Here is a 22,795-nt window from a genome sequence, read left to right on the forward strand (position 1 = left end):
TCCAGCACGCGGTAGTCGAGACGAAAAAGCAGCAAAATGACTACAGAAAATTTTGACGGCGCAGCGTCCCTGGAGGACCGGATCCTGGGCGGCCTGGACGCCGAGCAGCGCGAGGTCGCCAGCACGCTCAACGGCCCGCTGTGCGTCCTGGCCGGCGCCGGCACGGGAAAGACCCGGGCCATCACCCACCGCATCGCCTATGGCGTGCACTCTGGTGTCTACACTCCCCAGCGCCTCCTGGCCGTGACGTTTACTGCCCGTGCGGCGGCGGAAATGCGCAGCCGGCTGCGGGACCTTGGCGCAGGCAACGTCCAGGCCCGGACATTCCACGCAGCAGCACTGCGCCAGCTGCAGTTTTTCTGGCCACAGGCTGTGGGCGGGACACTGCCCAACCTGCTGGACCACAAGGCCCAAATGCTCGCTGAGGCAGCCCGCCGGCTTCGATTGAGCACGGACAGGGCCTCAATCCGTGATCTTGCTTCGGAAATTGAGTGGGCCAAAGTGTCCATGCTGACACCCGCCAACTACCTGGAAAACGCCCAGGACCGGGGAACTCCTGGCGGTTTCGACCTCACTGCTGTCGCCCGGGTCTTCCAGTCCTATGAGGACGTCAAGACGGACCGCAATGTCATCGACTTTGAGGACGTCCTCCTGATCACGGTGGGCATCCTGCAGGAGGACGAGAAGGTCGCCGCCACCGTCCGCGAGCAGTACCGGCACTTTGTCGTGGACGAGTACCAGGACGTCTCCCCGCTGCAGCAAAGGCTCCTTGAACTGTGGCTGGGAGGCCGGGATGAGCTGTGCGTCGTCGGGGACGCCAGCCAGACCATCTATTCGTTCACGGGAGCCTCCCCGAAGCACCTCCTGGAGTTCAAGGCCCGCTATCCGCAGGCGAACGTGATGAAACTGATCAGGGACTACCGCTCCACGCCGCAAGTGGTAAAGCTCGCCAACGATCTCCTCGCCGGCAGGCGGAGCGGTGGACCTGCCGCGGACGCCGCCTGGGCCGCGCCGCTCCAGCTCGTTGCCCAGCGGCCTGCCGGGCCCGCCCCCCAATTCACCGAGTGCTCTGACGATGAAGCGGAAGCTGCCACCGTGGCGCAAAGGATCAAGGCATTGCTCGACGCCGGAACTCCGGCCAGCGAGGTGGCTGTGCTGTTCCGCACCAACGGGCAGTCCGAGGCGTATGAACAGGCCCTGGCTGCCGCCGGCATCGGCTACCAGCTGCGCGGCGGAGAGCGCTTCTTTGCCCGCAAGGAAGTACGCGACGCCATCCTTCAGCTGCGGGCAGCCACCCGGGCAGTCTCGGCGGAGTCGCCGGAACCGCTGGGCCAGCTGGTCAGGGATATCGTTGCCTCCCTTGGCTATACGGAAGCGGCACCCCACAACGGCGGTGCGCTCCGTGAACGCTGGGAATCCCTCGCGGCGCTGGTGGCCCTCGCCGACGAACTCGTGCAGACCCGGGGACCGGAGTTTGGCCTGGGCGACTTCGTCAACGAACTCCAGGAGCGTTCGCTGGCCCAGCATGCACCCACAGTGCAGGGCGTCACCCTCGCCTCGCTGCATGCCGCCAAGGGCCTGGAATGGGATGCGGTGTTCCTGGTGGGCCTCAGCGAAGGCCTCATGCCCATCTCCTTTGCCGACTCTCCGGAATCCGTGGATGAGGAACGGCGGCTCCTCTACGTCGGCATTACCCGCGCCCGCGAACACCTTTCACTGTCCTGGTCCACGGCCCGGACTCCCGGCGGCCGGGCCAACCGCAAGCCCTCCAGGTTCCTGGACGGCCTGCGCCCGGATTCCGTCGCCGGCTCGAATATCAGGGGCAAGGGGCCCGCACCCCGCCGCAAGGCAGCCGCCCCGGCTGTCTGCAGGGTCTGCGGCAGCATGCTTGCCACGGGTGCGGAGCGCAAGGTGGGGCGGTGCAACGCCTGTCCGCCGAGCTATGAGGAACAGACCTTTGACGCTCTGCGGACTTGGCGGCGTGAGGTGGCGCTGTCCGCCGACGTTCCCGCCTTCGTGGTGTTCACCGACGCAACGCTTACAGCCATTGCCGAAGCCCGGCCGTCCTCCCTGGAAGAACTTGCGGCGCTGGCCGGAGTGGGACCGTCAAAGCTGGAACGCTACGGGGAGGACGTTCTGCGGGTCCTGGTGGAAAGCACTTCGCTATGATCACCACTACCGAGGGCGGCGCCCCGGTCGAGGTGCGGCGCTCGGCCCGCCGGACCCGGACCGTTGCGGCGTTCTGGGAGAACGGCACGGCCGTGGTGGCCATCCCGGCGCGGTTCACGGCAGCCCAGGAAAAGGAATGGGTCCAGCGAATGCTGGCCAGGCTGCACCGGCAGGGGGAGCGGCGTACAGCTTCCGGCAGGAAGCGCCCTGCCTCGGATACCGCCCTGGCCGCCCACGCGGCCCGGCTCTCCGAGATGTACCTCGGCGGAAAGGCCGTGCCGTCGTCGGTACGCTGGGTCAGCAACCAGAGCTCACGGTGGGGGTCGGCAACCCCTGCGGACGGCACTATCCGCCTCTCGGACAAGCTCCGCCCCATGCCCCAGTGGGTCGTTGATTATGTACTGCTGCATGAACTCGCCCACCTCCTGGTAGCCAGCCACAATGCGGCGTTCTGGAAACTGCTGGCGGCCTACCCGGAAACCGCGCGGGCGAAGGCATTTCTTGAAGGCGTTTCCTATGCCATGGCACGCGGCCTTCCGGGCAGCAAAACGGGGGACGGTGCCGGTGCCATCGGGCCAGGCGGGGAGCGCTGGACGGACGACGCCGACTAGCCCGGCTTAGCTTTTCGGCCCGCCGTCCTGCCCATCAGCATCCGGGCCCTCAACCGGCTTCCCGTCCTGCCCGCCGTCGCTGTCTTCGTTTCCTCGGGACGGGGCGTCGTCAAACCCGCCACTTAGCAGCTTCTGCAGGGCGTCGTCCACCTCGGTGTCGCTGGCTTCGGCCAGTTTCCGGCGTCCACTGAACCCGCGGGGATCGTCCAGGTCCTCCGCGGTGGGCAGCAGGTCGGGATGGTGCCAGATGGCGTCGCGGCCTTCAATGCCGCGTTCCTCTTTCAGCGTGGCCCACAGCGTGGCAGCATCGCGCAGGCGGCGGGGCCGCAATTCCAGACCGACGAGCGAAGCGAATGCGTGTTCGGCCGGCCCACCGGTTGCACGGCGGCGGCGGACGGTTTCCCGAAGGGCACCCGCTGACGGAAGAACCTTTTCGGTGGCCGCAGCAGTGAGTTCGTCCACCCACCCCTCCACCAGCGCGAGCGCCGTTTCCAGCTTCTCGAGGGCCTGGTCCTGGGCGGGCGTCCGCTGGGGCATAAATACGCCCTGCGAAAGGGCTTCCTGGATGCCTTCCGGGTTGCTGGGATCAAGGTCCCGCGCCAGTTCCTCAATGCGGGAGGTATCGATATGGATGCCCCGCGCGTAGGCCTCGATGGCGCCCAGCAGGTGTCCCCGCAGCCAGGGAACCTGGACAAAAAGCCGGGCGTGGGCGGCTTCGCGGACAGCAAGGAAGAGCCGGATGTCGTTCTCGGGCAGGGAAAGCCCTTCGCCGAAAGCGGCGACGTTGATAGGCAGCAGGGCCATCTCAAGGTCAGCCAGGGGCACTCCGATATCGGTGGAGCTGACCACGTCCGTGGAGAGGGCGCCGATGGCCTGCCCCAGCTGCATGCCGAAGATTGCGCCGCCCATATTCTGGAGCATCGACGAGGCTCCGCCCATCATCGACTTCATCTCTTCAGGCATCTGCTCCGTCATGGCGGACGAGAGCGCATTGGCGATGCTGTTGGCGACCGGCTCGGTCAGCCTCTTCCAGGTGCCAAGGGTTGCCTCCACCCATTCCGCACGGGACCATGCGCGGCCGATCAGGCCGGTAGCGGGAAGATCGGTGACGGGGTCGAGCCACAGTTCAGCAAGCCGCAGCGCCTCATCCACTTCGCGGGACTGCTGTGAGGTGACGGAGGGATCCGCGCTGCCGGCCGCTACCCGGCGCGCGTTCTCGTGGGCCAGCTTCCAGTTAACCGGGCCCTCGGACGGTGCGCTCATCATGGCCTGGACCTGGGAGAACATCTGGGCCAGGAGGTTGGGGTCGTTGGGCAGGCCGGCAGCCTTTGCCAGCTCGGCAGGGTCGAAATTCTCCATCCCCTTGCCGCCCATCAGGTTTTGCAGCATCTCTGCCAACGGGTCCTTGGGGGTGTCGTCGCCGTTGGACGGATTGAGTGGGTTGGAGGTCATGATCCCGCCGATCGTCGGTGTGACTGTTGATCAACCTTCACGGTACCCCGGCGGTGGTCGGCTGTCTGCCGGACTGCGTTACCGTTCGCTGTAGGCAAAGAACTCCGCCTGCCGGCACCGCGTAGTGTTGATTCAGTGACTACAACCCGTGGCGGCCACCCCTCCGAGGACCACGCTGCCGAGCTCCCTTCCGGTCCCAGGCATGGGAAATCAGGCGGCCCTGAAGCGGGCGCGCCCGCGGCTGCCGAGGCCTCCGTGCCAGGGGATGATGCAATATCCTTCGCCGGTCCCGCGCGCCGGGACAGGAAAGTCTCGGCGATGATGGTGGCGGGGGTAGCGGCCCTGGGACTTGGAATCGCGGTGGGGACCCTGCCGGTTCCCTACGTCGTCGAAACACCCGGCCCCACCTACAACACCCTTGGACAGAGCCAGGGGAGCCCGGTCATCAAAGTCACGGGGCGGGAATCCTATCCGGCGGCGGGCAACCTCGACCTGACCACTGTCTACGTCAGCGGAGGCCCGAGCAGCCCTGTGAGCATCCTGCGCGTTTTCTCCGCCTGGCTCGACCCTTCAAAGGCTGTGTACCCCCAGGAATTGATCTACCCCACGGGCACCACCAAAGAAGAGGCCCAAGAGCAAAGTTCAGTGGCGATGACCACATCCCAGGAGAACGCGGTCGCCTCGGCCCTCAATGAGCTGGACATTCCCTTCGGGCAGCAGCTTCAGGCAGCAGGCCTCTCCGAGGGTTCTGCCGCTGCAGGGAAGATTGAGCAGGGGGACATCCTCAAGACAATCAACGGCCGGGAAATTACCTCCCTCGCCGTCATTCAGGAGGAACTGGCGGCAGGCAAGGGTGCGCCCGCCACGGTGCTGCTGGAACGCGACGGCCGGGAGGTCACCCAGCTGATTACGCCGAAGGACAACGGTTCGGGGCGCTTCATCCTGGGCGTCATGCTCAAGTACCTGTTCACCTTCCCCTTCGACGTGGAGATTTCGCTCGAAAAAGTGGGCGGCCCCAGTGCGGGACTGATGTTCTCGCTGGGCATCATCGACACCGTCACTCCGGGGGACCTCACAGGAGGAAAACACGTGGCCGGCACTGGAACCATATCTCCCGACGGCCAGGTGGGGCCGATCGGCGGCATCGGGCAGAAGATGCTCGGCGCAAGGTCCGGGGGAGCCACCCTGTTCCTCGCTCCCGCTGCCAACTGCGGGGAGGTGGTGGGCCGTATTCCCGACGGTCTCCAGGTGGTCAAGGTTGAAAATCTCACGGAGGCCCGGCGCGCCGTCGAGCTCGCCGGTTCCGGTGGGGACACAGCCCGCCTGCCGGCGTGCACAACCAACTAGACTGGGCAGGAACTAAGCATTACCGCCACTCGTGGCAATTAAGACGGACGAAACCAGCGTTTGACCGGTGAGTACGTCGCTCGCACGCACGCTTCGAATAATCTGACGACCAGCTATGAGGTACCGAGTTTGTCCCGTCCTGCCAGCACCATGTCCACAGGTAAACCCCCTTCAAGACGCGGCGCGCTGACGCCCACCCTGATTGTTGTTGCCCTGGTGGTTGTGGGCTTCATCTTCTTTGCCAACGTCTGGACTGATGTCCTCTGGTACCGGCAGCTCGGCTTCATCGAAGTGTTCGTCACCGAGAACCTGGCCCGGATCGGGATCTTCGCCGCCGGGTTCGCCATCATGTTCCTTGCGGTCTTCTTCGCCATCCGCATCGCGTACCAGTCCCGGCCGGTCTACGCCCCGGACTCGGAAATCCGCGACAACCTCAACAGGTACCAGGCACAACTGGAACCTGTCCGCCGGGTGGTTATGGTGGGCCTGCCGGTCCTGTTCGGCCTCTTCGCCGGAAGCGCCGCCTCAAGCCAGTGGCAGAGGGTCCTTCTCTTCTTCAACCAGGAACCCTTCGGAAAAACGGATCCCGAGTTCGATCTGGACATCAGCTTCTACCTGATGACGCTGCCGTTCCTCGGCTTCGTGACCGGGTTCCTGATCAGCGTGGTGGTGATTGCGGGCATCGCAGGCATCCTGACCCATTACCTCTACGGCAGTATCCGGTTGATGGAACGGGGCGTCTTCACCAGCCGCGCGGCTCAGATCCATATCGCCGTGACCGGTGCCGCCTTCCTGGTCCTCCTGGGCATCAACTTCTGGCTTGACCGCTATTCGGCGGTCCAGAGCAACAACGGACGCTGGGCGGGTGCCCTGTACACGGACGTGAACGCCGTGATCCCCACCAAGTCCATCCTTGCGGTGGCGGCGGCACTTGTGGCCATCCTGTTCATCGTGGCCGCCGTCATCGGCCGGTGGCGCCTGCCTGTGATCGGCACGGCGATGCTCGTCATCACGTCCATCCTGGCCGGTGGCGTCTACCCCTGGGTGATCCAGCAGTTCCAGGTACGCCCATCGGAAGAGACGCTGGAAAAGGAGTTCATCCAGCGCAACATCGACAACACGCGCGCTGCCTACGGACTGGATGCCATCCAGGTGGACCGTTACGACGCCACCAACACCGCCAGCACAGGCGCGCTGGCGCCAGATGCCCAGACCACGGCAAACATCAGGCTGCTGGACCCGAACCTGATCTCGGACGCGTTCTCGCAGCTGGAACAGTACCGTCCGTACTACCGGTTCCCGGAGTCCCTCAACGTTGACCGCTATGAGGTGGACGGGCAGATCCAGGACACCGTTATCGCCGTCCGCGAGCTGAACCCCACCAATGTGCAAACAAACCAGCAGGGCTGGCTCAACCAGCACGTTGTGTACACCCACGGCTACGGCGTGGTGGCAGCCAAGGGCAACAAGTTCACCGTTGACGGCAAGCCGGAGTTCCTGCAATCAGGCATTCCCTCTACCGGTGTGCTGGGGGATGACTCCAGCTACGAGCCGCGGATCTACTTTGGCGAGTACTCTCCGGACTACTCGATCGTGGGTGCACCGGACGGTGCTCCGCCCCGCGAGCAGGACAGGCCGTCAGGTGAGGGTGAGACGCAGTACACCTTCGAAGGCAACGGCGGACCGAACGTAGGTACCTTCTTCAACAGGGTGCTGTACTCCATCAAGTTCCAGTCCTCGGACCTGCTGCTCTCCGACGGCGTCAACCCGGAATCGCAGATCCTGTACGAACGCAACCCGCGTGAGCGCGTAGAGAAGGTGGCCCCCTACCTGACCGTGGACGGCAACGCCTACCCCGCAGTGGTCGACGGCCGGGTGAAGTGGATCGTGGACGGCTACACCACCAGCCAGTACTACCCGTACTCGCAGCAGGAGCAGCTCTCAGACGCCACGGCTGATTCCCAGACCACTTCCGGCCGTGCAGTCGCCCTGCCGAACAGCACCGTCAACTACATCCGGAACTCGGTGAAGGCCACGGTGGACGCCTACGACGGCTCGGTCACCCTGTACGCCTGGGACGACCAGGACCCGCTGCTGAAGTCCTGGCAAAAAGTGTTCCCCACGTCGCTGAAGCCTTATTCGGAAATGTCCGGTGATGTTATGAGCCACGTCCGGTACCCCGAGGACCTCTTCAAGGTCCAGCGCCAGCTGCTGGGCGAGTACCACGTGACGGACCCCTCCAGCTTCTACCAGACGAAGGACGCCTGGAGCGTGCCGAACGACCCCACGGTCGATTCGACCAATGACGTCAAGCAGCCGCCGTTCTACATGTCGCTGCAGATGCCGGACCAGGACAAGCCTGCTTTCCAGCTGACGTCGTCGTTCATTCCGCAGATTGTCAATGGAAACGCGCGCAACGTCCTCTACGGCTTCCTGGCCGCCGATTCCGACGCCGGCAACCAGGCGGGTGTGAAGGCCGAGAGTTACGGCAAGCTGCGGTTGCTGCAGATCCCACCGGAGATCCAGGTCCCCGGCCCGGGCCAGGCGCAGAACAAGTTCAACTCTGATCCCACGGTTTCGCAGGCCCTTAACCTGCTCCGCCAGGGTGCCTCTGACGTCCTGAACGGCAACCTGCTCACGCTCCCTGTCGGCGGAGGCATCCTCTATGTCCAGCCGGTGTACCTGAAGTCCACCGGCGAAACGTCCTACCCCACGCTGCAGCGCGTCCTGGTGGCTTTTGGTGACAAGGTTGGGTTCGCCCCGACGCTTGACGAAGCGCTGAAGCAGCTCTTCGGCGGGGACTCGGGGGCGGCTGCGGGCGACTCCGGCAACAACGGCCAGACACCCACAGATCCGGCTGCTCCGCCTGCACCGGGTGGAGCGGATGCCAAGGCTGAACTGCGGGCGGCGCTGGATGAGGCAAACGCCGCCATCCAGGCAGGGCAGGCCGCCCTCGCCGCCGGCGACTTCGCAGCCTACGGCGAGGCGCAGAAGCGTATCTCAGCGGCCCTCCAGCGCGCACTGGACGCAGAGAACAAGATTCCGGTTGCCGCTCCCGAGGCAACTCCCGCTCCGGCCTCCACGGCGACACCTGAAGCCACGCCTTCGCCGTCTCCCAGCAGCTAGCAGCCAGCAGCTAACCGCTGGCTGACCACCCAGCAGCTGATCACGACGGCGGCACCCGGCACCCGTTCCACCTGGAGCGGGTGCCGGACCGGCGAGACGGAGATCACGCCTTCTCGATTTGGCCTGCTGTTCACCGGCCGGTAAAGTAGTTCTTGCGACGCGGGGTGGAGCAGTTCGGTAGCTCGCTGGGCTCATAACCCAGAGGTCACAGGTTCAAATCCTGTCCCCGCAACTGACGGAAGTCCCGGACACTGGAAACAGTGTCCGGGACTTTTTGGTTTAAGCGTCGAGCCCGGTTTTCGGGACGGAAGTCGAGCCCGGTTTTCGGGACGGAAAGGGCGCTGACGCAGCCGTGTAAAAGCCCGCCGCCGAAATAGGGTAGTGTTGATTCTGCGACGCGGGGTGGAGCAGTTCGGTAGCTCGCTGGGCTCATAACCCAGAGGTCACAGGTTCAAATCCTGTCCCCGCAACCATGAGAAGGCCCCGACCGGCAGACAAGCCGGGCGGGGTCTTCTTTTTTCCTTGAATGCCGGTAGTTCCTAGTATTCTCTTTCGCAGAGCCTCACAGATTGTGAGCACTTCGCCAGTCATTCTCGAGAGGAATGTTGCTCGATGTCCACACCCACGAAGAAGCCCGGCACTGCCGCGGGCAAGCGGTCCCGACTCTATTGGGGTGTGCCCGCCGTTCTTGCGGCGCTGGTCCTCGTGGTGTTGATCGCCAAGTGGCTGATGGGCCTGCCCGCCGTCGCGTCATTCGTGGCGGACTATCCGGGCCACTCAGAGCTGCCGGCAGAAGCGCCGGTTGGCTTTCCGGCCTGGCTTGCATGGCAGCACTTCCTGAACGCCTTCTTCCTGCTCCTGATCATCCGCACCGGCTGGCAGGTGCGCACCACCACGCGCCCCAGCGGACACTGGACCCGCAACAACAAGGGCCTGATCAAGACGAAGAACCCTCCCACCAAGATCAGCCTTGAACTGTGGTTCCACCTCACTTTGGATGCCCTGTGGATCCTCAACGGCCTGGTGTTCGCGGTCCTGCTGTTCGCTACCGGGCAGTGGATGCGCATTGTTCCAACCAGCTGGGACGTCTTTCCCAACGCGCTCTCGGCTGCCCTGCAGTATGCGTCCCTGAACTGGCCTACGGAAAACGGCTGGGTGAACTACAACGCTCTGCAGTTGCTCTCCTACTTCGTCACGGTCTTCATCGCGGCGCCGCTGGCCTTCATTACAGGCCTGCGGATGTCGTCTGCGTGGCCAAAGAAAGCCACCGGCCTCAACAAGGCCTACCCGATCGAATGGGCCCGGGCCGTCCACTTCCCGGTGATGATCTACTTTGTTGCCTTCATCGCGGTGCACGTCTTCCTGGTGCTCGCCACGGGAGCGCTGCGCAACCTCAACCACATGTATGGAGTACGGGACGACGACGGCTGGTTCGGGTTCTGGGTTTTCCTGGCTTCGGTTGTGGTCATGGTGGCGGCCTGGTTCCTGGCCCGCCCCATCTTCCTGCGGCCCATAGCGTCCCTGATGGGCAAGGTCAGCCGATAAGAGGCCGCAGGGCCCGCGCTGCAGCCCGTTAGTCCTTGAGCCTGCTGTAGGTGTCCAAAGCCCTCTCGCGTGACTCCGGCAGCCCAACGACCGGCTCCGGGTACCCGGTGACTTCGGCGGCTTTCCACGGCTCATGGATGGCCTTACCGTCGAGGCCGGCAAGTTCCGGGATGAACTGGCGCAGGTAGACGCCCGCGGAATCGAATTTCCTGCTCTGCGTCACCGGGTTGAAGATGCGGAAGTAGGGCGACGCATCGGCTCCGGACCCTGCCACCCATTGCCAGTTGGCAGGGTTGCTGGCCGCGTCCGCGTCCACGAGGGTGTCCCAGAACCACAGCTCGCCGATGCGCCAGTCCGCCAAGAGATTTTTTACCAGGAATGATGCGGCCGCCATCCGAACGCGGTTATGCATCCAGCCTGTCTGCCACAGCTGCCGCATTCCGGCGTCAACCAGGGGATAACCGGTGCGCCCCTGGTGCCATGCCTTCAGCTCCCCACTGCTGAGCGGCTGCCACTCAAAGCGGTCAAATTCCGGACGGTAGTTGCGGGTGGCGAGCTCGGGATTGGTGTGCAGAAGGTGCCAGCAGAATTCCCGCCAGCCAAGCTCTGAACGGAAGACACCGACGTCGGCCGGTACCTTGCCCGGAAACCGGTGCCGAATTTCGCTCCACACCCTGAACGGACTGACCTCGCCGAAGCGCAAGTGCGGCGACAGCCGGCTGGTACCTTCCACTCCCGGCACGTTCCGGCCGGTGCCGTATTCCTCGGCCGGTCCGTCCAGAAAATTAGCCAGGCGGAGCTGGGCGCCCTTTTCGCCTGGCTCCCAGGTATCTGCAAGGCCCCCACTCCAGTCGGGGGAGTGTGGCAGGAGGTGCCAGGTGTCCAGGTCATCACCGGCAGGAAGTGCTCCTCCTCTTCCCAGTGCGGGGGAGGGAAGGCGGTGCGGTACGTCGTGCGGCTCCCGCAGTTCGCCCCGGGCAAGGCACGCACGCCAGAAGGGCGTGAAGACCCTGTAAGGGCCGCCGGCGCCGGTGCGAATGGTCCAGGGCTCGAACAGGAGGTTTGCCTGGTGGCTGGACGCCTGAATGCCGTTATCGTCGGCCCACGCCTTTACCTCGGCATCCACGGTGCGCTCGGGGAACCCGTAGCGCCGGTTCCAAAAGAGGCTCGTGGCAGCGGTCTCGGCTGCCACTTCCCTGATAACAGCCGACGCCGGTCCGCGGCGGAGAAGCAGCCGCGACCCTTTGTTTTCCAAGGAGGCGGCCAGCGCTGCAAGGGAATGGTGAAGCCACCACCGGGTTGCTCCACCCAACGGCCTGATCCCCTCCGACTCCTCGTCCAAAATGAAGAGGACGGTCAGGGGCAGGCCCAGCGCTGCGGCCTCAGTCAGCGCGGGGTTATCGTCAAGTCGGAGGTCGTCCCGCAGCCAGAGGAGGGATGTTGCGTCGGAGGAAGCCATGCCACCACGCTACACACCTCCGGCATCAGGAAGGCCGGGGCAGCGGCCCCGGCCTTCCTGGCGTTCCTGGCGAGGGTGCTCCCCGCCTGCTTGTCAGAGTTTGTCGTAGTCGATTTCGCTTACGGACTCATCGGCTCCGGCAGTGCCGGCGGCGCCGATGGCCGGCTTTGATGTGCCACCCGACTTCAACGCAGCCAGGCGTGCCTCAATCTCAACCTGCTCACCGAGGTCTTCAAGCTGGTTGAACTGGGCATCAAGGCTCGACGAGGCGAGTTCCTGCTGCCCGCGGACCTTGGCCTCTTCACGGCGGATCTTCTCTTCGAAGCGGCCCACTTCGCTGGTGGGGTCCATGATGTCGATGCTCTTGATCGCATCGTGCACCTGCGCCTGCGCAGCTGCGGTTTTGGACCGGGCAACGAGCTCGTTGCGCTTGCTGGTCAGCTGGTTGAGTTTGCCCTTCATCTGGTCCAGGCCGGTCTTCAGCTTGTCCACCACTTCGCGCTGGGAAGCGATGCTCGGCTCCGCACCCTTGGCCTCGTTCTCAGCCGCCATTTGGCGCTGCAGGGCCACCTTGGCCAGGTTGTCAAACTTTTCGGCGTCAGCCACGTTGCCGTTAGCGCGGTATTCATCGGCCTTGCGCGACGCGGCGAGGGCCTTGTTTCCCCAGTCGCGCGAGTTCTTGACGTCCTCGTTGTAGTCGTCTTCGAGCATCCGGAGGTTGCCGATGGTCTGCGCGACAGCGGACTCCGCCTCGGCAATATTGTTGGTGTAGTCCCGGACCATCTGGTCCAGCATCTTCTGCGGATCCTCAGCATTGTCCAGCAAGGAGTTGATGTTCGCCTTTGCCAGCTGTGCGACTCGGCCGAAAATGGACTGTTTAACCATGGTGTTACCTTTCGTCCTGCTCTGTGTTGACCACTGAAATCAGTGAACGTTGTTGTACTGCGCCCATCCGGCAGTGGGGAGGCTCCGACGGGCGGAGCCTGGGCCCCGGCTGTCAGAAACTTCCGGAGTCCCCTCCGCCGAAGTCGCCGCCGCCAAAATCTCCGCCGCCGAAATCGCCGCCGCCCCATCCTCCGCCGTCGCTGTGGCCGCCACCCCAGCCGCCGCCACCGCCTCCGTTGAGGATGGAGTTGATCAGGATGCCGCCGAGGATGGCGCCGCCCAACCCGCCGCCGCCGCCTCCACCGAACATGCCGCCGCGGCCGTAGCCTTGGTTGGCGTAGCCATCGAAGTGGTCAACGTCGGCCTGTGCCAGCTGGGCTGCCTGTGCAGCGAGTGCGTGTGCCTGCTGGGCGTAGGTAAGGGCCGTGACCGGGTCGGTGCGCGCGATGGACAGGGCGTAGTCCAGGTTGCGCTGCGACTCCGCCAGCCGGGTGCGTGCTTCTGTGCCCACACCGCCGCGGCGGGCAGTGATGTAGTCGGAGGTCGCACTGATCTGGGCTTGGGCGGACATGATGGTCTGCTGGAGTGATGCCTGAGCCCGGCGCGCCTGTTCCTGCTGGTCCCTGATGCCGCTGAGTGACTGGTCGAGGGACTGATGGGCCGTTTCGACGCGCTGCAGGGTGGCGATGGGGTCGATCTTTCCGCCCTGGATCTCGGACCTGACCTGTGCCAGGGCAGCTTCAACTGCCGCCACCGGTCCGGCAAGCCCGGGATGGGCGCCGGACTGGATCATTGCCTTTGCCTGGGCAAGGTCCTGGGAAGTATCAACTACCGCCGCCTCAAGTCCGCTCCGGGCCTCGTCAAGGCTGGAGGAAACCTTGGCGATTGCATCGATGAGGACGTTCGTCTGGTGCAGGCTCTCTTCTGCGGCGCGGACAGCAACAGCAGCCAGGCTTCCTTCGCCCTCTGCCAGCTTCTGCTCAGCAGTGGCTGAGGCGTTCTGGACGAAGGCGAGCCGCTCCTTGGCCTGCAGGATATTGTCCGAGACCTGGGCCAGCGCGCTCTCGGCATACTTGGCCCTGAGGGCAGTGAGTGACTGCTCAGCGCTGGCGATTTTCGAATCGGCTTCGCGCGCACCGGCATTGACGGCTGCCAGTGCCCGGGGGGCGTTCTTCTCAAGTTCGCGGAGGGAATCGAAGTCCGCCTTCTGCTCCTGCAGCGACGCCAGTGCAGCTTCCGAGCGGCGGATAATTTCGCCCAGCCATGTGCGCTGCTGCTCTTCTGTATCCGGGATGTGGTCGTCCAGCTGCTGCTGCAGCTTGAACGATTCCGTCATGTGGCCTTTGGCTTCCTCCAGCGCCTTGGTGAAGTTGCCGACGGCGGAGTCGCCGTATTGTGCCTGGGCGAACATAAGTTCCTGCTCGCTGGACTTGATGGCGTCATCGGCCTCGATGAGGAGGGAACCGCTCTTGCGGCGGAGCTCCTCTACGCTGAGGGAAGCCAGCGGATCAACTTCCGCGCCTTGCGGGCCATAGCTCGCGCTGGATGCCTGGACGGCAGCCTTCTTGCGTTTGTTGCGGAAGTAGAGGTACGCCCCGGCACCGCCGGCGGCGACCACGCCCGTTCCTACCAGAACGGCTGCCCCGGCTCCCTCACCGGAAGGAACGTTGCCGCTGCCACCACCGGCGGCATCTCCGATCGCCGCTGCAGTGTCGATGGCTGCCTGGGCGAAATCGGGATTTCCACCGGCCAGGTTGGCCGTAACCGCGTTCTGGCTGATGGCCCCCTGTTTGGACTTAATCGGGCTGGCAGAGTTCAGGACAAAGCTGAATTTGCCGTCGTCTTTGGCTATCGCGAGGATCGCGTCGGACCTGCCCATGCCCTTCTTTGTTGCAACGGCTGCGGCCCAGTCTGCGGGGACAGTCGGGTTGGTGAACGTGTCCACGGTGACAACGTAAAGGTTGTACTTGTCGTCCTTGAGGAGCTTCTGGACCGCTTCCTGGACTTCGCCCTTCCGGCTTCCGAGGACATCCGCGTTATCCACGATGTTCTGGCCGGACGGAATGGTGACCGGATCCTCCGCCCAGGCCGCGGCGGCGGGTGCCGCCAGCAGGCCGGTGAGGCCGATCACGGCGAGAATACGTTTGAACTTTGACCGCATGTGCAACCCTTCAGCACGCCTGACACCGATTCGGGACGAACCGGTCGTCTCAGAATGCAGCAGCGCCCCCACGCATGTGTGTAGCCGCAGGTCGCTGTGGCAATCATCTTGATTCTATGGTGCACCTCACAGGCCGTCCATTGAGGGGAATATGCCACCAGCGAAACGTCCCGGAACGGGCACCAACAGGGCCTCGGAGAAGTCCACAGCAAGCTCTCAGCAAACATCCGAGCTTGTGACAGGGAGGGAGTCCATAGTTAATTCAGACGAGGATGAAAGGAAGTCCCATGACTGAGAACCACACCCCCGGTGCCTCTCCCGAAAACCGCGGCCCGGGGCGGCAGGATTCCTGGCAGCAGCATTCAGCCCAGCCGGGGAACAATCCTGGCGAGGTTCAGGACGCGGATGGCACAGCGGCCTCACGATCCACGGCGCCCGGGGTCAACGAGGCTGCCGGTCCGCGCCAATACCCCACTGAGCGCCAATACCCTACCGAGCAGCTGGACCTGAGGAACCCGGGGGATAACCCCACCCAGGAGCTTCCCGGAGCACGCCCGGCGTACCCGCAGCGCCAGCCGTATTCCCAGCACCAGCCGTTTTACGGACAATCTGCTTCCGGCCAGCATGCAAGCCAGCCGTCGAATGGACCCCAGGAGCCTCAGCCCCACTACGGCTACTTCGGCCAAAGCCAGCACAACGCCCCCGGCGGCCATCCCGGGCTGGCTCCAAACCGGAAGGACGCCCCGCGCAAAAAGGCTTCGTTTGGTGTCGGCACCTTGGTGGCCAGCATCCTCGCGGCCGGCCTGGTGGGCGGCGGAGTAGCGACCGTTGCGGGCGGTGAGGTTTTCGACAGCGCGGGCTCCAGCGCCGCTACCACCAGCAACAGCCAGCCCGGAACGGTCATCGTCAACAACCAGGATGATGTCAATGCCATAACGGCGGCCGCCCTGAAGGCATCACCCAGTGTGGTGACCATCAGCGCATCAAGCAACGGCGCCGGCGGTACAGGTTCAGGCATCATCCTGGACGACCAGGGCAATATCCTCACCAACACCCACGTGGTCACCCTGGACGGACAGACGGCCAACGCCGCCCTCGAAGTCCGCACCAGCGATGGCAGGGTGCTCACCGCCAAGCTGGTTGGTACCGACCCGCTGTCAGACCTTGCTGTCATCAAGGTGGACAACGCCTCAGGCCTCACCCCTGCCACCCTGGGCGACTCCGGCAAGCTCAACGTCGGGGACACGGCCATCGCGATCGGCTCGCCGCTGGGACTGACCGGGACGGTGACGGATGGCATCGTCTCAACGCTCAACAGGACCATCAGCGTCGCCTCGGCTGCCGCCCCTGAAGAGGGCGACAACGCTGAGGGCGACGACGAGGGCGGTTTCCAGTTCGCGCCTCCGGGCGGCGGCCAGAGCCAGCAAACGGCGGAGCAGGGCGAAATCTCCATCAACGTGATCCAGACGGACGCCGCCATCAACCCCGGCAACTCGGGCGGTGCCCTGGTGAACAGCAGCGGCGAAATCATCGGCGTCAACGTGGCCATCGCATCAGCCGGCTCCGGTTCGCTGTCCTCCTCGAGCGGCAACATCGGCGTGGGCTTCAGCATCCCCATCAACCACGCCAAGCGGGTGGCCCAGGAGATCATCGACACCGGCAAGGCCTCTCACGGCCAACTGGGTGTCAGCGTCAAGAAGAAGTCCGCGTCGAGCGCCGCTTCCGGTTTCTCGGTGGGCGCGGACGTCGCCACTCTTGAGCCCGATTCGGCTGCCGCGAAAGCAGGCATCAAGGTAGGCGACGTTATTACGAAGTTCAACGACCTCGCTATCGGTGAACCGGAACAGCTGACGGCGGCAGTGCGGGAGCAGCCCGCGGGCTCCAAGGTCAAGATCACTGTCCTGCGCAACGGTGCGGAACAAACGCTCGACGTCACCCTTGGCGCCGCAGCCAGCTGACAGCAGGCGTCGGGAAGGTACGAAGAATCACCAAACGCCGACGGCGGCGTCCCCTTAAGCGGGGATGCCGCCGTCGTCATTGCAGCCGGTCAGTCAGCGCCCCCGTCCAGCCCGGCTGACACAGGCGTTAACGGAAGACGGCGCACGAGTGCGCCTATATGGTTAGCTAGGAGCTACCCGTACGCCGGGCATTCCGCGGCCATGACCCTACCCGGCTGGCTGTCCACAAGCATGGAAGGCTGCTGTCGATACAGTGGAGAAGACATTGAAGATCATCGTCCTGGTCAAGCATGTACCGGACGCCCAGTTCGACCGTCACCTCAACGGGGAGGGCTACACGACGGACCGTGACGAAAGCATCCTGTCCGAGCTGGATGAATACGCACTCGAGGCGGCACTGCAGCTGGCCGAGGCCCGCGGCGGCAGCAAGGCAGGCAACCAGGTCATCGCCCTGAGCATGGGTCCGGCCGGTGCAGTCAATTCCGTCAAGAAGTCCCTCCAGATGGGCGCCACCGAGGGCGTGCACCTGACCGACGAGGCCTTGGCAGGCTCCGACGCAGCAGCCACCTCGCTGGCACTTTCGGCAGCCGTCCGGTACCTGGGCCAGGATGCGCCGGTTGACCTGATCATCACCGGCATGGCCTCAACCGACGGCGAGACCTCGCTGGTGCCCGCGCAGCTGGCCGAACGCCTTGGCCTTCCCCAGGTTACGTTCGCTTCGACCCTGGAGGTGGACGGCGGACGGCTCGTCGCCCGCCGCGACGCGGACACGAGCTCCGAAACCGTAGAAGCCGCCCTCCCGGCGCTGGTGTCCGTGACGGACCAGATCAACGAGCCGCGGTACCCCAATTTCAAGGGCATCATCGCCGCCAAGCGCAAGTCCATCACCACCTTGTCCCTCGCCGACATCGGAGTGGATCCTGCCCAGGTGGGGCACGCCGGCTCGTGGACCACAGTGACCAACGCCGAGGAACGGCCGCCGCGCACCGCCGGCACCATCATCACCGACGAAGGCGACGCCGGCATCAAGCTGGTTGACTTCCTGACCGCCCAGAAGCTGCTCTAAGAGGGAACATCGACAATGGCAAAAGTACTTGTTTTCATTGACAATCCCGGCAACGGGCTCAAGAAGAGCAGCCTCGAACTGCTGACCCTGGCACGTTCCCTTGGGGACAGCGTTGTTGCCCTCAACGGGGAACTGCACAGCGAGGTAACGGCTGCCTTCGGCGAATACGGCGTCAGCGCTGTCCTTCGCCCCTCCGCACAGGACCTTGACGACTACCTCGTGGCACCCAAAGCCGCTTACCTTGCGGCCGCAGCGCAGAGCACCGGAGCCACCATCGTGCTGCTCGACAATTCTCCCGAAGGTAAGGAAATTGCCGCCCGCCTTGGAATCCGCCTCAACGCCGGTGTTATCACCGACGTTGTCGCCGTGGATGCTGACGGAACTGCGCACAAGTCCGTCCTCGCCGGTTCGTACAACACCGCGTGCAAAACCACCACGCCAGTGTCCGTGCTGACCCTCAAGGCCAATAACGTGGTCCCGGAACCGGCGGCCGCACCCACCACGCCGGAAATCGTCACGGTTGACGTGCCCGTGGGCAGTACTGAAGCCGCGGCCCGGATCACTGCCCGCGAACAGAAGGTCGCCAGCGGCCGCCCGGACCTGACCGACGCCCGCATCGTGGTGGCCGGCGGACGCGGCCTCGACGGCGACTTCGGACCCGTGGAGGAACTCGCAGACGCACTGGGAGCGGCCGTGGGAGCCTCACGCGCAGCCACCGACGCCGGTTGGATCAGCCACGACGCCCAGGTGGGGCAGACCGGCAAGACCGTTTCCCCGCAGCTCTACATCTCCGCGGGTATCTCCGGTGCCATCCAGCAAAAGGCCGGCATGCAGACCGCCAAGGTCATCGTCGCAGTAAACAAGGACGCCGAATCGCCCGTGTTCGAGATCGCGGACTTCGGTATTGTCGGAGACCTCTTCGATGTCCTCCCGCAGGCAACGGCAGAGATCAAGAAGCGTAAAGGCTGATTATTGGCTGCCTTGACTGCGCAGGCGGAGAGCCCGTCCAACCCGGCCACGGACCGGATTGGACGGGTGCTCTGTTTTGCGGCCCACCCGGACGATATTGATTTCGGTGCTGCCGGCACTATCGCGGCCTGGACTGCTGCAGGTGTGCAGGTCAGCTACTGCATCATGACCGACGGTGACGCCGGCGGTTTCGATCCGGCTCACCGGGCGGACATCATCGCCATGCGCGACCGCGAACAGCGCCGCGCTGCCGAACTGGTCGGGGTGACCGACATCCACTACCTCCATCAGCGTGACGGCTACCTCGAACCCTCGCACGAGGTGATGCGGGGAGTGGTGAAGCTTATCCGCGAACTTCGTCCCGACGTCGTGCTTGCCATGCATCCGGAACGGAACTGGCGGCGCATCCAGAAAAGCCATCCGGACCACCTTGCCGTGGGGGAGGCCGTCACGCGCGCTGTTTATCCGGCCTTGGAAAATCCGTTTGCCTACCCTGAACTCGCCGAGGCCGGGCTGGAGGCGTACAAGCTCCCGTGGCTCTGGCTGTATGCGGGGCCGGACGAACGGGAAAACCATTTCGTGGATGTCACCCCGCATGTGGAGGCCAAGCTTCAAGCCATCCATGTCCACGTAAGCCAGCACCCGGATGTTGCGGCCATGGAATCAGCGGTACGCCAGGGCATGCACGTAAATGCTGCACGTGCCGGGCTTCCCGCCGGGCACAGCGCCGAGGCGTTCCATGTAGTGGCGGTCAATGGTCCCGGAACCATCGCCGGCTTCTAGGCGCCGGCGAACATGCAAAAGCGCCCCGCGGCTTTCCTTCCGGAAGACCGCGGCGCGCTTTTGTGCTTTGCCAGGCCCGTTCTACGCGTCCAAGGGGGCGGCGGCGACGGTGGGCAGGGTGGGGGACTCGGAGCCACCGACGGGCTCAACGGTGATGCCGAGCGCGGCGGCAGACGAGATGCCCTCCACTACTGCGGGCTTCGAGAGTGCTTCCGCGTCCATCAGCCCCTGCGAGACAGGTGCTGAACCGTCCTTGGGAATGAGCCACATCTGGTAGACCTTGCCCTCGGGCGGGGCGGGGACGTCTTTCATCCTGACAACGGCTGCGTCCTCGGACGAGGAAATCTGGACGGTGGCGGTACCGCCGCCGGCGACGTCCACCGATGCCTCCCGGAGGTCCCCAGCCCGGACCACCTGGTTCAGGGGGTCGTTCTGGTCGGCAAGGTAGGATCCAACGCCCACTCCGCCCAGGGCTATCGCTGCTGCCGCTGCAATTCCGGCGAGCCAGCGGCGCGCGCCGGCCGGACGGCGCCGTTCCTCCCGGCGCTGCCGGGCGTTGGCGAGTTCGTCCTTGGAATCCTCCCCGGCACCCTGGAAGGCGGCGGAAGGAGCGGGTACGTCCAAATCCCGGCGCGCGTCCTGGGCCGGCAACTGGGCCACGATCCGGTCGAACAGGTCCGCTGGCGGTTCTTCCTCCGCCCTAAACGTCCGCGTCAGTGTTTCCCTGGACTGGCGGACGCGTTCGTAAAAGGAGTCCCGTTCCGCTGCCGGTGCCGTTGAAACGTACTGCTCGATGGCGCGGCGTTCGTCGTCCGTCACTGCATCCAGCGCATACAGCTCGGCCAGGTCCACCGCCCGGCCGGAGGCGAGGTCAGCAGAGACGGTATCGCCGAAGGCGCCCGGGCGGCCGCCGCGTCCGTTATTCATTTCGGTCATTTCAACTCACCCCCAGGCAGGTCTTCAAGCGGATCAGTCCATCGCGGATGCGGGACTTGATGGTGGGAACTGCTGCATTCAGGCGTTCGGCGACTTCCCGGTAGGTGAGCCCGCCGTAGTAGGCAAGGCGGACCGATTCCTGCTGCGTCCCGGTCAGCGTGCCAAGGCACCGGACCACGGCCTCGGCCTCGAGCCTGCTTCCGACTTCGTCGGACACACTGTCGTGGTCAATGTCCTGGGTGCTGGCACCATAGCGGGCTTCACGGTCGGTGGCCGACTGGGCCGATCGGACCTTGTCCACCGCACGCCGGTGTGAAATGGTCATCAGCCAGGCGAGCGGGCTTCCGGCGGCCGGATCGAACTTGGCCGCGTTCTGCCAGACCTGCAGAAATACCTCCTGCGTGGTGTCCTCGCTGAGCTCAGCGTCAATCAGGACCCTGCGCGCCATGCCGTAGACCCGCCGGGACGTCAGTTGGTAAAACTCCGCGAACGCCCCGCGGTCGCCCTCGGCTATCTGCTGCAGCAGGGCAACCAGTCGCTGGCTGATGTCGGCCGGCGTTTCCGCCACAGTGGCCGGAGCCTCGGAATGAGGCGCGTTGGGAGTTTCCATTACTACCAAGCATAAGTCTCCAGGGAATGAATCCTTAGCAGTGCCGCCGGGGATGCGGTGGCCTGGCCTGGAACTTTCCCGGAGAAGTGTCACCTGCCGCTCCTTGATCGCTGTGGATTGTTCTCAGGAGTTATTCGGCGCAGCTGCGCAGGCGGATGGGCCGGGCCAGTATTGTTTACCGGCGTCCACCGGCGCGGCATCCTGCCGGGTCGTAAAAAGCGGACCCGGAGCCTAGATCCGTGCGCCGGCGAATCCCTGCTGGCGCCAGGCTTCGTAGACAGCGATGGAGGCGGCGTTGGCGAGGTTGAGCGAGCGGAGCGCGGGCAGCATGGGCAGCCGTACAGTGGCAGTGACGTGGGGATCCGTCTTCAGCTCCGGTGGCAGTCCCACCGATTCCCGGCCGAACATCAGGACATCACCCGGCTGGTAGGCGATGTCCGTGTAGCTGGCCGTTCCGTCCGATGTAAAAGCATAGACGCGTTCCGGCTGAAGGTGCTGCCAGGCGTCTTCCATGCTCCTGTGGACGGTGACGACGGCGAGGTCGTGGTAATCGAGGCCCGCCCGGCGGAGTTTCGCGTCCGAGAAGTCGAATCCCAACGGCTCCACCAGATGCAGTTCAGCGCCGGTGATGGCTGCAAGGCGGATGGCGTTGCCGGTATTGCCGGGAATTTCGGGGGCGTGGAAGAGGATGCGGAACACCATCCCATCCTAGTCAACGCCGTCAGTGCATGCCGCGCAGCAACCTGGCCAGTACAGGAACGTTGACAGTGTTGGGAGCCGGACCGGACGCGAGGAACTCCTTCAGGCCCCGGACCATGCCCGCGGCATTCACAATCCGGACGGTCTCCAGGGCGCCGGCCGAACGGCGATGCTGGTCGATCACCGGCTCGTGCAGATTCCCGCCCGGGCTGTGCACCACCGTCCAGCCGGTGACGTTCAATTCCGGAAAAATGTCCTGCATGGCACGGACTATGTGCGCCAGCTGCGGCGGGGCAACCGAGCGTCCGCCGTGGTTCAGGGTCCACCCGTCCCACGCATAGGCGCCCTTGGGCAAAAGCATGGAGCCGATCAGCGCCAGCCGGTAGCCGGACAGCACGGCGTGATCGATGTGGCTGTTGTCCGCCGGTGACTGGAGCCCGTTGATGAGCCTCGCCGCCGGGATGGCGGGGAGTACCTGGCGGGTCAGGAGCTGGACAGTGCGCATCTCGCGCTGGATCCGCGCTTCGGCCCCGAATATCCCGCGCTTCCGCGGCATGCCGTGAATCTGCTGACTTGCCTCAGCCAGCGGTATCAGGGGAACTATGTCACCGTCCGCTGGACCGTAGGGCGGAACGTAGACCGGAGGGTCTCCGGCAGTGTTTCGGCTGCCGCCGGTCCTGTGCACGGTGGCCGAAGCCCGGCTGCCCGCCGCCGGTGCGTCAAAGTGTGGCTCCGAATCCTGGTTTTCCCCGGCGGTGCCGGCTGCGTAGGAGCGGTCGTAGGCCTTCCTCCGTTGCGGATCAATCAGGGTTTCGTAGGCGCTGGTGACCCGGCGGAAAGCGGCAGCGTCCCCGCCGTGGTCGGGGTGGGCAACGCGGGCTGCGCGCCGATAGGCCACCTTAATTTCCTTCTCGGTGGCGGTGACCGCCACACGAAGCACCTGATAATGCGAGCTGCTCTCGGTCAAGCACTCATCCTTCTGTCGGTATGGCCAGTCCGCGGGGGCAGCCCTGTCGGCC

Annotated in this window: 17 protein-coding genes and 2 tRNA genes; 11 read left to right on the forward strand and 8 right to left on the reverse strand. The window is 64.8% G+C overall.

Going from position 1 to position 22,795, the window contains the following annotated elements; all coding sequences use genetic code 11:
- The first annotated feature begins 36 nt into the window (after nucleotides 1-36).
- Together M1D32_RS07105 and M1D32_RS07110 are read left to right on the forward strand one after the other, a co-directional pair.
- The gene (locus M1D32_RS07105) at nucleotides 37-2,169 is read left to right on the forward strand and encodes an ATP-dependent DNA helicase UvrD2 (RefSeq protein ID WP_458781571.1); all 2,133 of its coding nucleotides are present in this window, start codon (nucleotides 37-39) and stop codon (nucleotides 2,167-2,169) included.
- Nucleotides 2,166-2,780: a YgjP-like metallopeptidase domain-containing protein gene (locus M1D32_RS07110; RefSeq protein WP_458781572.1), complete on the forward strand. Its 615-nt coding sequence runs from the start codon at nucleotides 2,166-2,168 to the stop codon at nucleotides 2,778-2,780. The genes M1D32_RS07105 and M1D32_RS07110 overlap by 4 nt, the downstream gene beginning before the upstream one ends.
- A gap of 6 nt (nucleotides 2,781-2,786) precedes the next feature.
- Here M1D32_RS07110 and M1D32_RS07115 read toward each other — a convergent pair whose 3' ends face one another.
- Nucleotides 2,787-4,232, reverse strand: coding sequence for a zinc-dependent metalloprotease (locus M1D32_RS07115; protein WP_458781573.1), 1,446 nt, complete (start codon nucleotides 4,230-4,232; stop codon nucleotides 2,787-2,789).
- Nucleotides 4,233-4,367: 135 nt separating this feature from the next.
- Here M1D32_RS07115 and M1D32_RS07120 point away from each other — a divergent pair, with 135 nt between their 5' ends.
- The 5 genes from M1D32_RS07120 (at nucleotide 4,368) to M1D32_RS07140 (ending at nucleotide 10,250) form a co-directional block, all read left to right on the forward strand.
- Nucleotides 4,368-5,579: a YlbL family protein gene (locus tag M1D32_RS07120; RefSeq protein ID WP_458781574.1), complete on the forward strand. Its 1,212-nt coding sequence runs from the start codon at nucleotides 4,368-4,370 to the stop codon at nucleotides 5,577-5,579.
- A gap of 150 nt (nucleotides 5,580-5,729) precedes the next feature.
- Complete coding sequence (locus M1D32_RS07125; protein WP_458782121.1) at nucleotides 5,730-8,705, forward strand: UPF0182 family membrane protein; 2,976 nt, start codon at nucleotides 5,730-5,732, stop codon at nucleotides 8,703-8,705.
- Nucleotides 8,706-8,863: 158 nt separating this feature from the next.
- Nucleotides 8,864-8,937, forward strand: a tRNA-Met gene (locus M1D32_RS07130).
- Nucleotides 8,938-9,101: 164 nt separating this feature from the next.
- Nucleotides 9,102-9,178, forward strand: a tRNA-Met gene (locus M1D32_RS07135).
- A 139-nt stretch (nucleotides 9,179-9,317) separates the two neighbouring features.
- Complete coding sequence (locus tag M1D32_RS07140; RefSeq protein ID WP_458781575.1) at nucleotides 9,318-10,250, forward strand: cytochrome b/b6 domain-containing protein; 933 nt, start codon at nucleotides 9,318-9,320, stop codon at nucleotides 10,248-10,250.
- A 28-nt stretch (nucleotides 10,251-10,278) separates the two neighbouring features.
- Here the strand turns inward: M1D32_RS07140 and M1D32_RS07145 are convergent, their stop codons facing one another.
- The 3 genes from M1D32_RS07145 to M1D32_RS07155 all read right to left on the reverse strand — a co-directional run bounded on the left by M1D32_RS07145 (nucleotide 10,279) and on the right by M1D32_RS07155 (nucleotide 14,755).
- Nucleotides 10,279-11,709: a cryptochrome/photolyase family protein gene (locus tag M1D32_RS07145; RefSeq protein ID WP_458781576.1), complete on the reverse strand. Its 1,431-nt coding sequence runs from the start codon at nucleotides 11,707-11,709 to the stop codon at nucleotides 10,279-10,281.
- Between the two features lie 93 nt (nucleotides 11,710-11,802).
- Complete coding sequence (locus tag M1D32_RS07150; RefSeq protein WP_458781577.1) at nucleotides 11,803-12,594, reverse strand: PspA/IM30 family protein; 792 nt, start codon at nucleotides 12,592-12,594, stop codon at nucleotides 11,803-11,805.
- A 112-nt stretch (nucleotides 12,595-12,706) separates the two neighbouring features.
- Nucleotides 12,707-14,755, reverse strand: a complete 2,049-nt coding sequence (locus tag M1D32_RS07155) for a TPM domain-containing protein (protein ID WP_458781578.1) — start codon at nucleotides 14,753-14,755, stop codon at nucleotides 12,707-12,709.
- Between the two features lie 287 nt (nucleotides 14,756-15,042).
- Here M1D32_RS07155 and M1D32_RS07160 point away from each other — a divergent pair, with 287 nt between their 5' ends.
- The 4 genes from M1D32_RS07160 to M1D32_RS07175 all read left to right on the forward strand — a co-directional run bounded on the left by M1D32_RS07160 (nucleotide 15,043) and on the right by M1D32_RS07175 (nucleotide 19,531).
- Nucleotides 15,043-16,713 carry a S1C family serine protease gene (locus M1D32_RS07160; RefSeq protein ID WP_458781579.1) on the forward strand — a complete coding sequence of 557 codons (1,671 nt, stop codon included), beginning with the start codon at nucleotides 15,043-15,045 and terminating at the stop codon, nucleotides 16,711-16,713.
- Between the two features lie 265 nt (nucleotides 16,714-16,978).
- A complete protein-coding gene (locus M1D32_RS07165; RefSeq protein WP_458782122.1) occupies nucleotides 16,979-17,779 on the forward strand; it encodes an electron transfer flavoprotein subunit beta/FixA family protein in 801 nt (266 codons plus the stop codon).
- 15 nt (nucleotides 17,780-17,794) lie between these two features.
- A complete protein-coding gene (locus M1D32_RS07170) occupies nucleotides 17,795-18,748 on the forward strand; it encodes an electron transfer flavoprotein subunit alpha/FixB family protein (RefSeq protein ID WP_458781580.1) in 954 nt (317 codons plus the stop codon).
- A gap of 3 nt (nucleotides 18,749-18,751) precedes the next feature.
- Nucleotides 18,752-19,531: a PIG-L deacetylase family protein gene (locus M1D32_RS07175; RefSeq protein ID WP_458781581.1), complete on the forward strand. Its 780-nt coding sequence runs from the start codon at nucleotides 18,752-18,754 to the stop codon at nucleotides 19,529-19,531.
- Nucleotides 19,532-19,612: 81 nt separating this feature from the next.
- On the opposite strand, the gene M1D32_RS07180 is transcribed toward M1D32_RS07175, so the two are convergent.
- The 4 genes from M1D32_RS07180 to M1D32_RS07195 form a co-directional block, all read right to left on the reverse strand.
- Nucleotides 19,613-20,458 carry an anti-sigma factor gene (locus tag M1D32_RS07180; RefSeq protein WP_458782123.1) on the reverse strand — a complete coding sequence of 282 codons (846 nt, stop codon included), beginning with the start codon at nucleotides 20,456-20,458 and terminating at the stop codon, nucleotides 19,613-19,615.
- 10 nt (nucleotides 20,459-20,468) lie between these two features.
- Nucleotides 20,469-21,077: an ECF RNA polymerase sigma factor SigK gene (gene sigK / locus M1D32_RS07185; RefSeq protein ID WP_458781582.1), complete on the reverse strand. Its 609-nt coding sequence runs from the start codon at nucleotides 21,075-21,077 to the stop codon at nucleotides 20,469-20,471.
- Between the two features lie 231 nt (nucleotides 21,078-21,308).
- Nucleotides 21,309-21,776, reverse strand: a complete 468-nt coding sequence (locus M1D32_RS07190; protein ID WP_458782124.1) for a tRNA (cytidine(34)-2'-O)-methyltransferase — start codon at nucleotides 21,774-21,776, stop codon at nucleotides 21,309-21,311.
- Between the two features lie 22 nt (nucleotides 21,777-21,798).
- Entirely contained in the window at nucleotides 21,799-22,743 is a 945-nt protein-coding gene (locus M1D32_RS07195; protein ID WP_458781583.1) for a J domain-containing protein, read from the reverse strand.
- Nucleotides 22,744-22,795 lie beyond the last annotated feature (52 nt).

Source organism: Arthrobacter sp. D3-16, assembly GCF_054408515.1.

Coding starts and splice junctions, on each gene's coding strand:
- M1D32_RS07105 (WP_458781571.1), top strand. CDS start 37: ATGACTACAGAAAATTTTGACGGCGCAGCGTCCCTGGAGGACCGGATC.
- M1D32_RS07110 (WP_458781572.1), top strand. CDS start 2,166: ATGATCACCACTACCGAGGGCGGCGCCCCGGTCGAGGTGCGGCGCTCG.
- M1D32_RS07115 (WP_458781573.1), bottom strand. CDS start 4,232: ATGACCTCCAACCCACTCAATCCGTCCAACGGCGACGACACCCCCAAG.
- M1D32_RS07125 (WP_458782121.1), top strand. CDS start 5,730: ATGTCCACAGGTAAACCCCCTTCAAGACGCGGCGCGCTGACGCCCACC.
- M1D32_RS07140 (WP_458781575.1), top strand. CDS start 9,318: ATGTCCACACCCACGAAGAAGCCCGGCACTGCCGCGGGCAAGCGGTCC.
- M1D32_RS07145 (WP_458781576.1), bottom strand. CDS start 11,709: ATGGCTTCCTCCGACGCAACATCCCTCCTCTGGCTGCGGGACGACCTC.
- M1D32_RS07150 (WP_458781577.1), bottom strand. CDS start 12,594: ATGGTTAAACAGTCCATTTTCGGCCGAGTCGCACAGCTGGCAAAGGCG.
- M1D32_RS07155 (WP_458781578.1), bottom strand. CDS start 14,755: ATGCGGTCAAAGTTCAAACGTATTCTCGCCGTGATCGGCCTCACCGGC.
- M1D32_RS07160 (WP_458781579.1), top strand. CDS start 15,043: ATGACTGAGAACCACACCCCCGGTGCCTCTCCCGAAAACCGCGGCCCG.
- M1D32_RS07170 (WP_458781580.1), top strand. CDS start 17,795: ATGGCAAAAGTACTTGTTTTCATTGACAATCCCGGCAACGGGCTCAAG.
- M1D32_RS07180 (WP_458782123.1), bottom strand. CDS start 20,458: ATGAATAACGGACGCGGCGGCCGCCCGGGCGCCTTCGGCGATACCGTC.
- sigK (WP_458781582.1), bottom strand. CDS start 21,077: ATGGAAACTCCCAACGCGCCTCATTCCGAGGCTCCGGCCACTGTGGCG.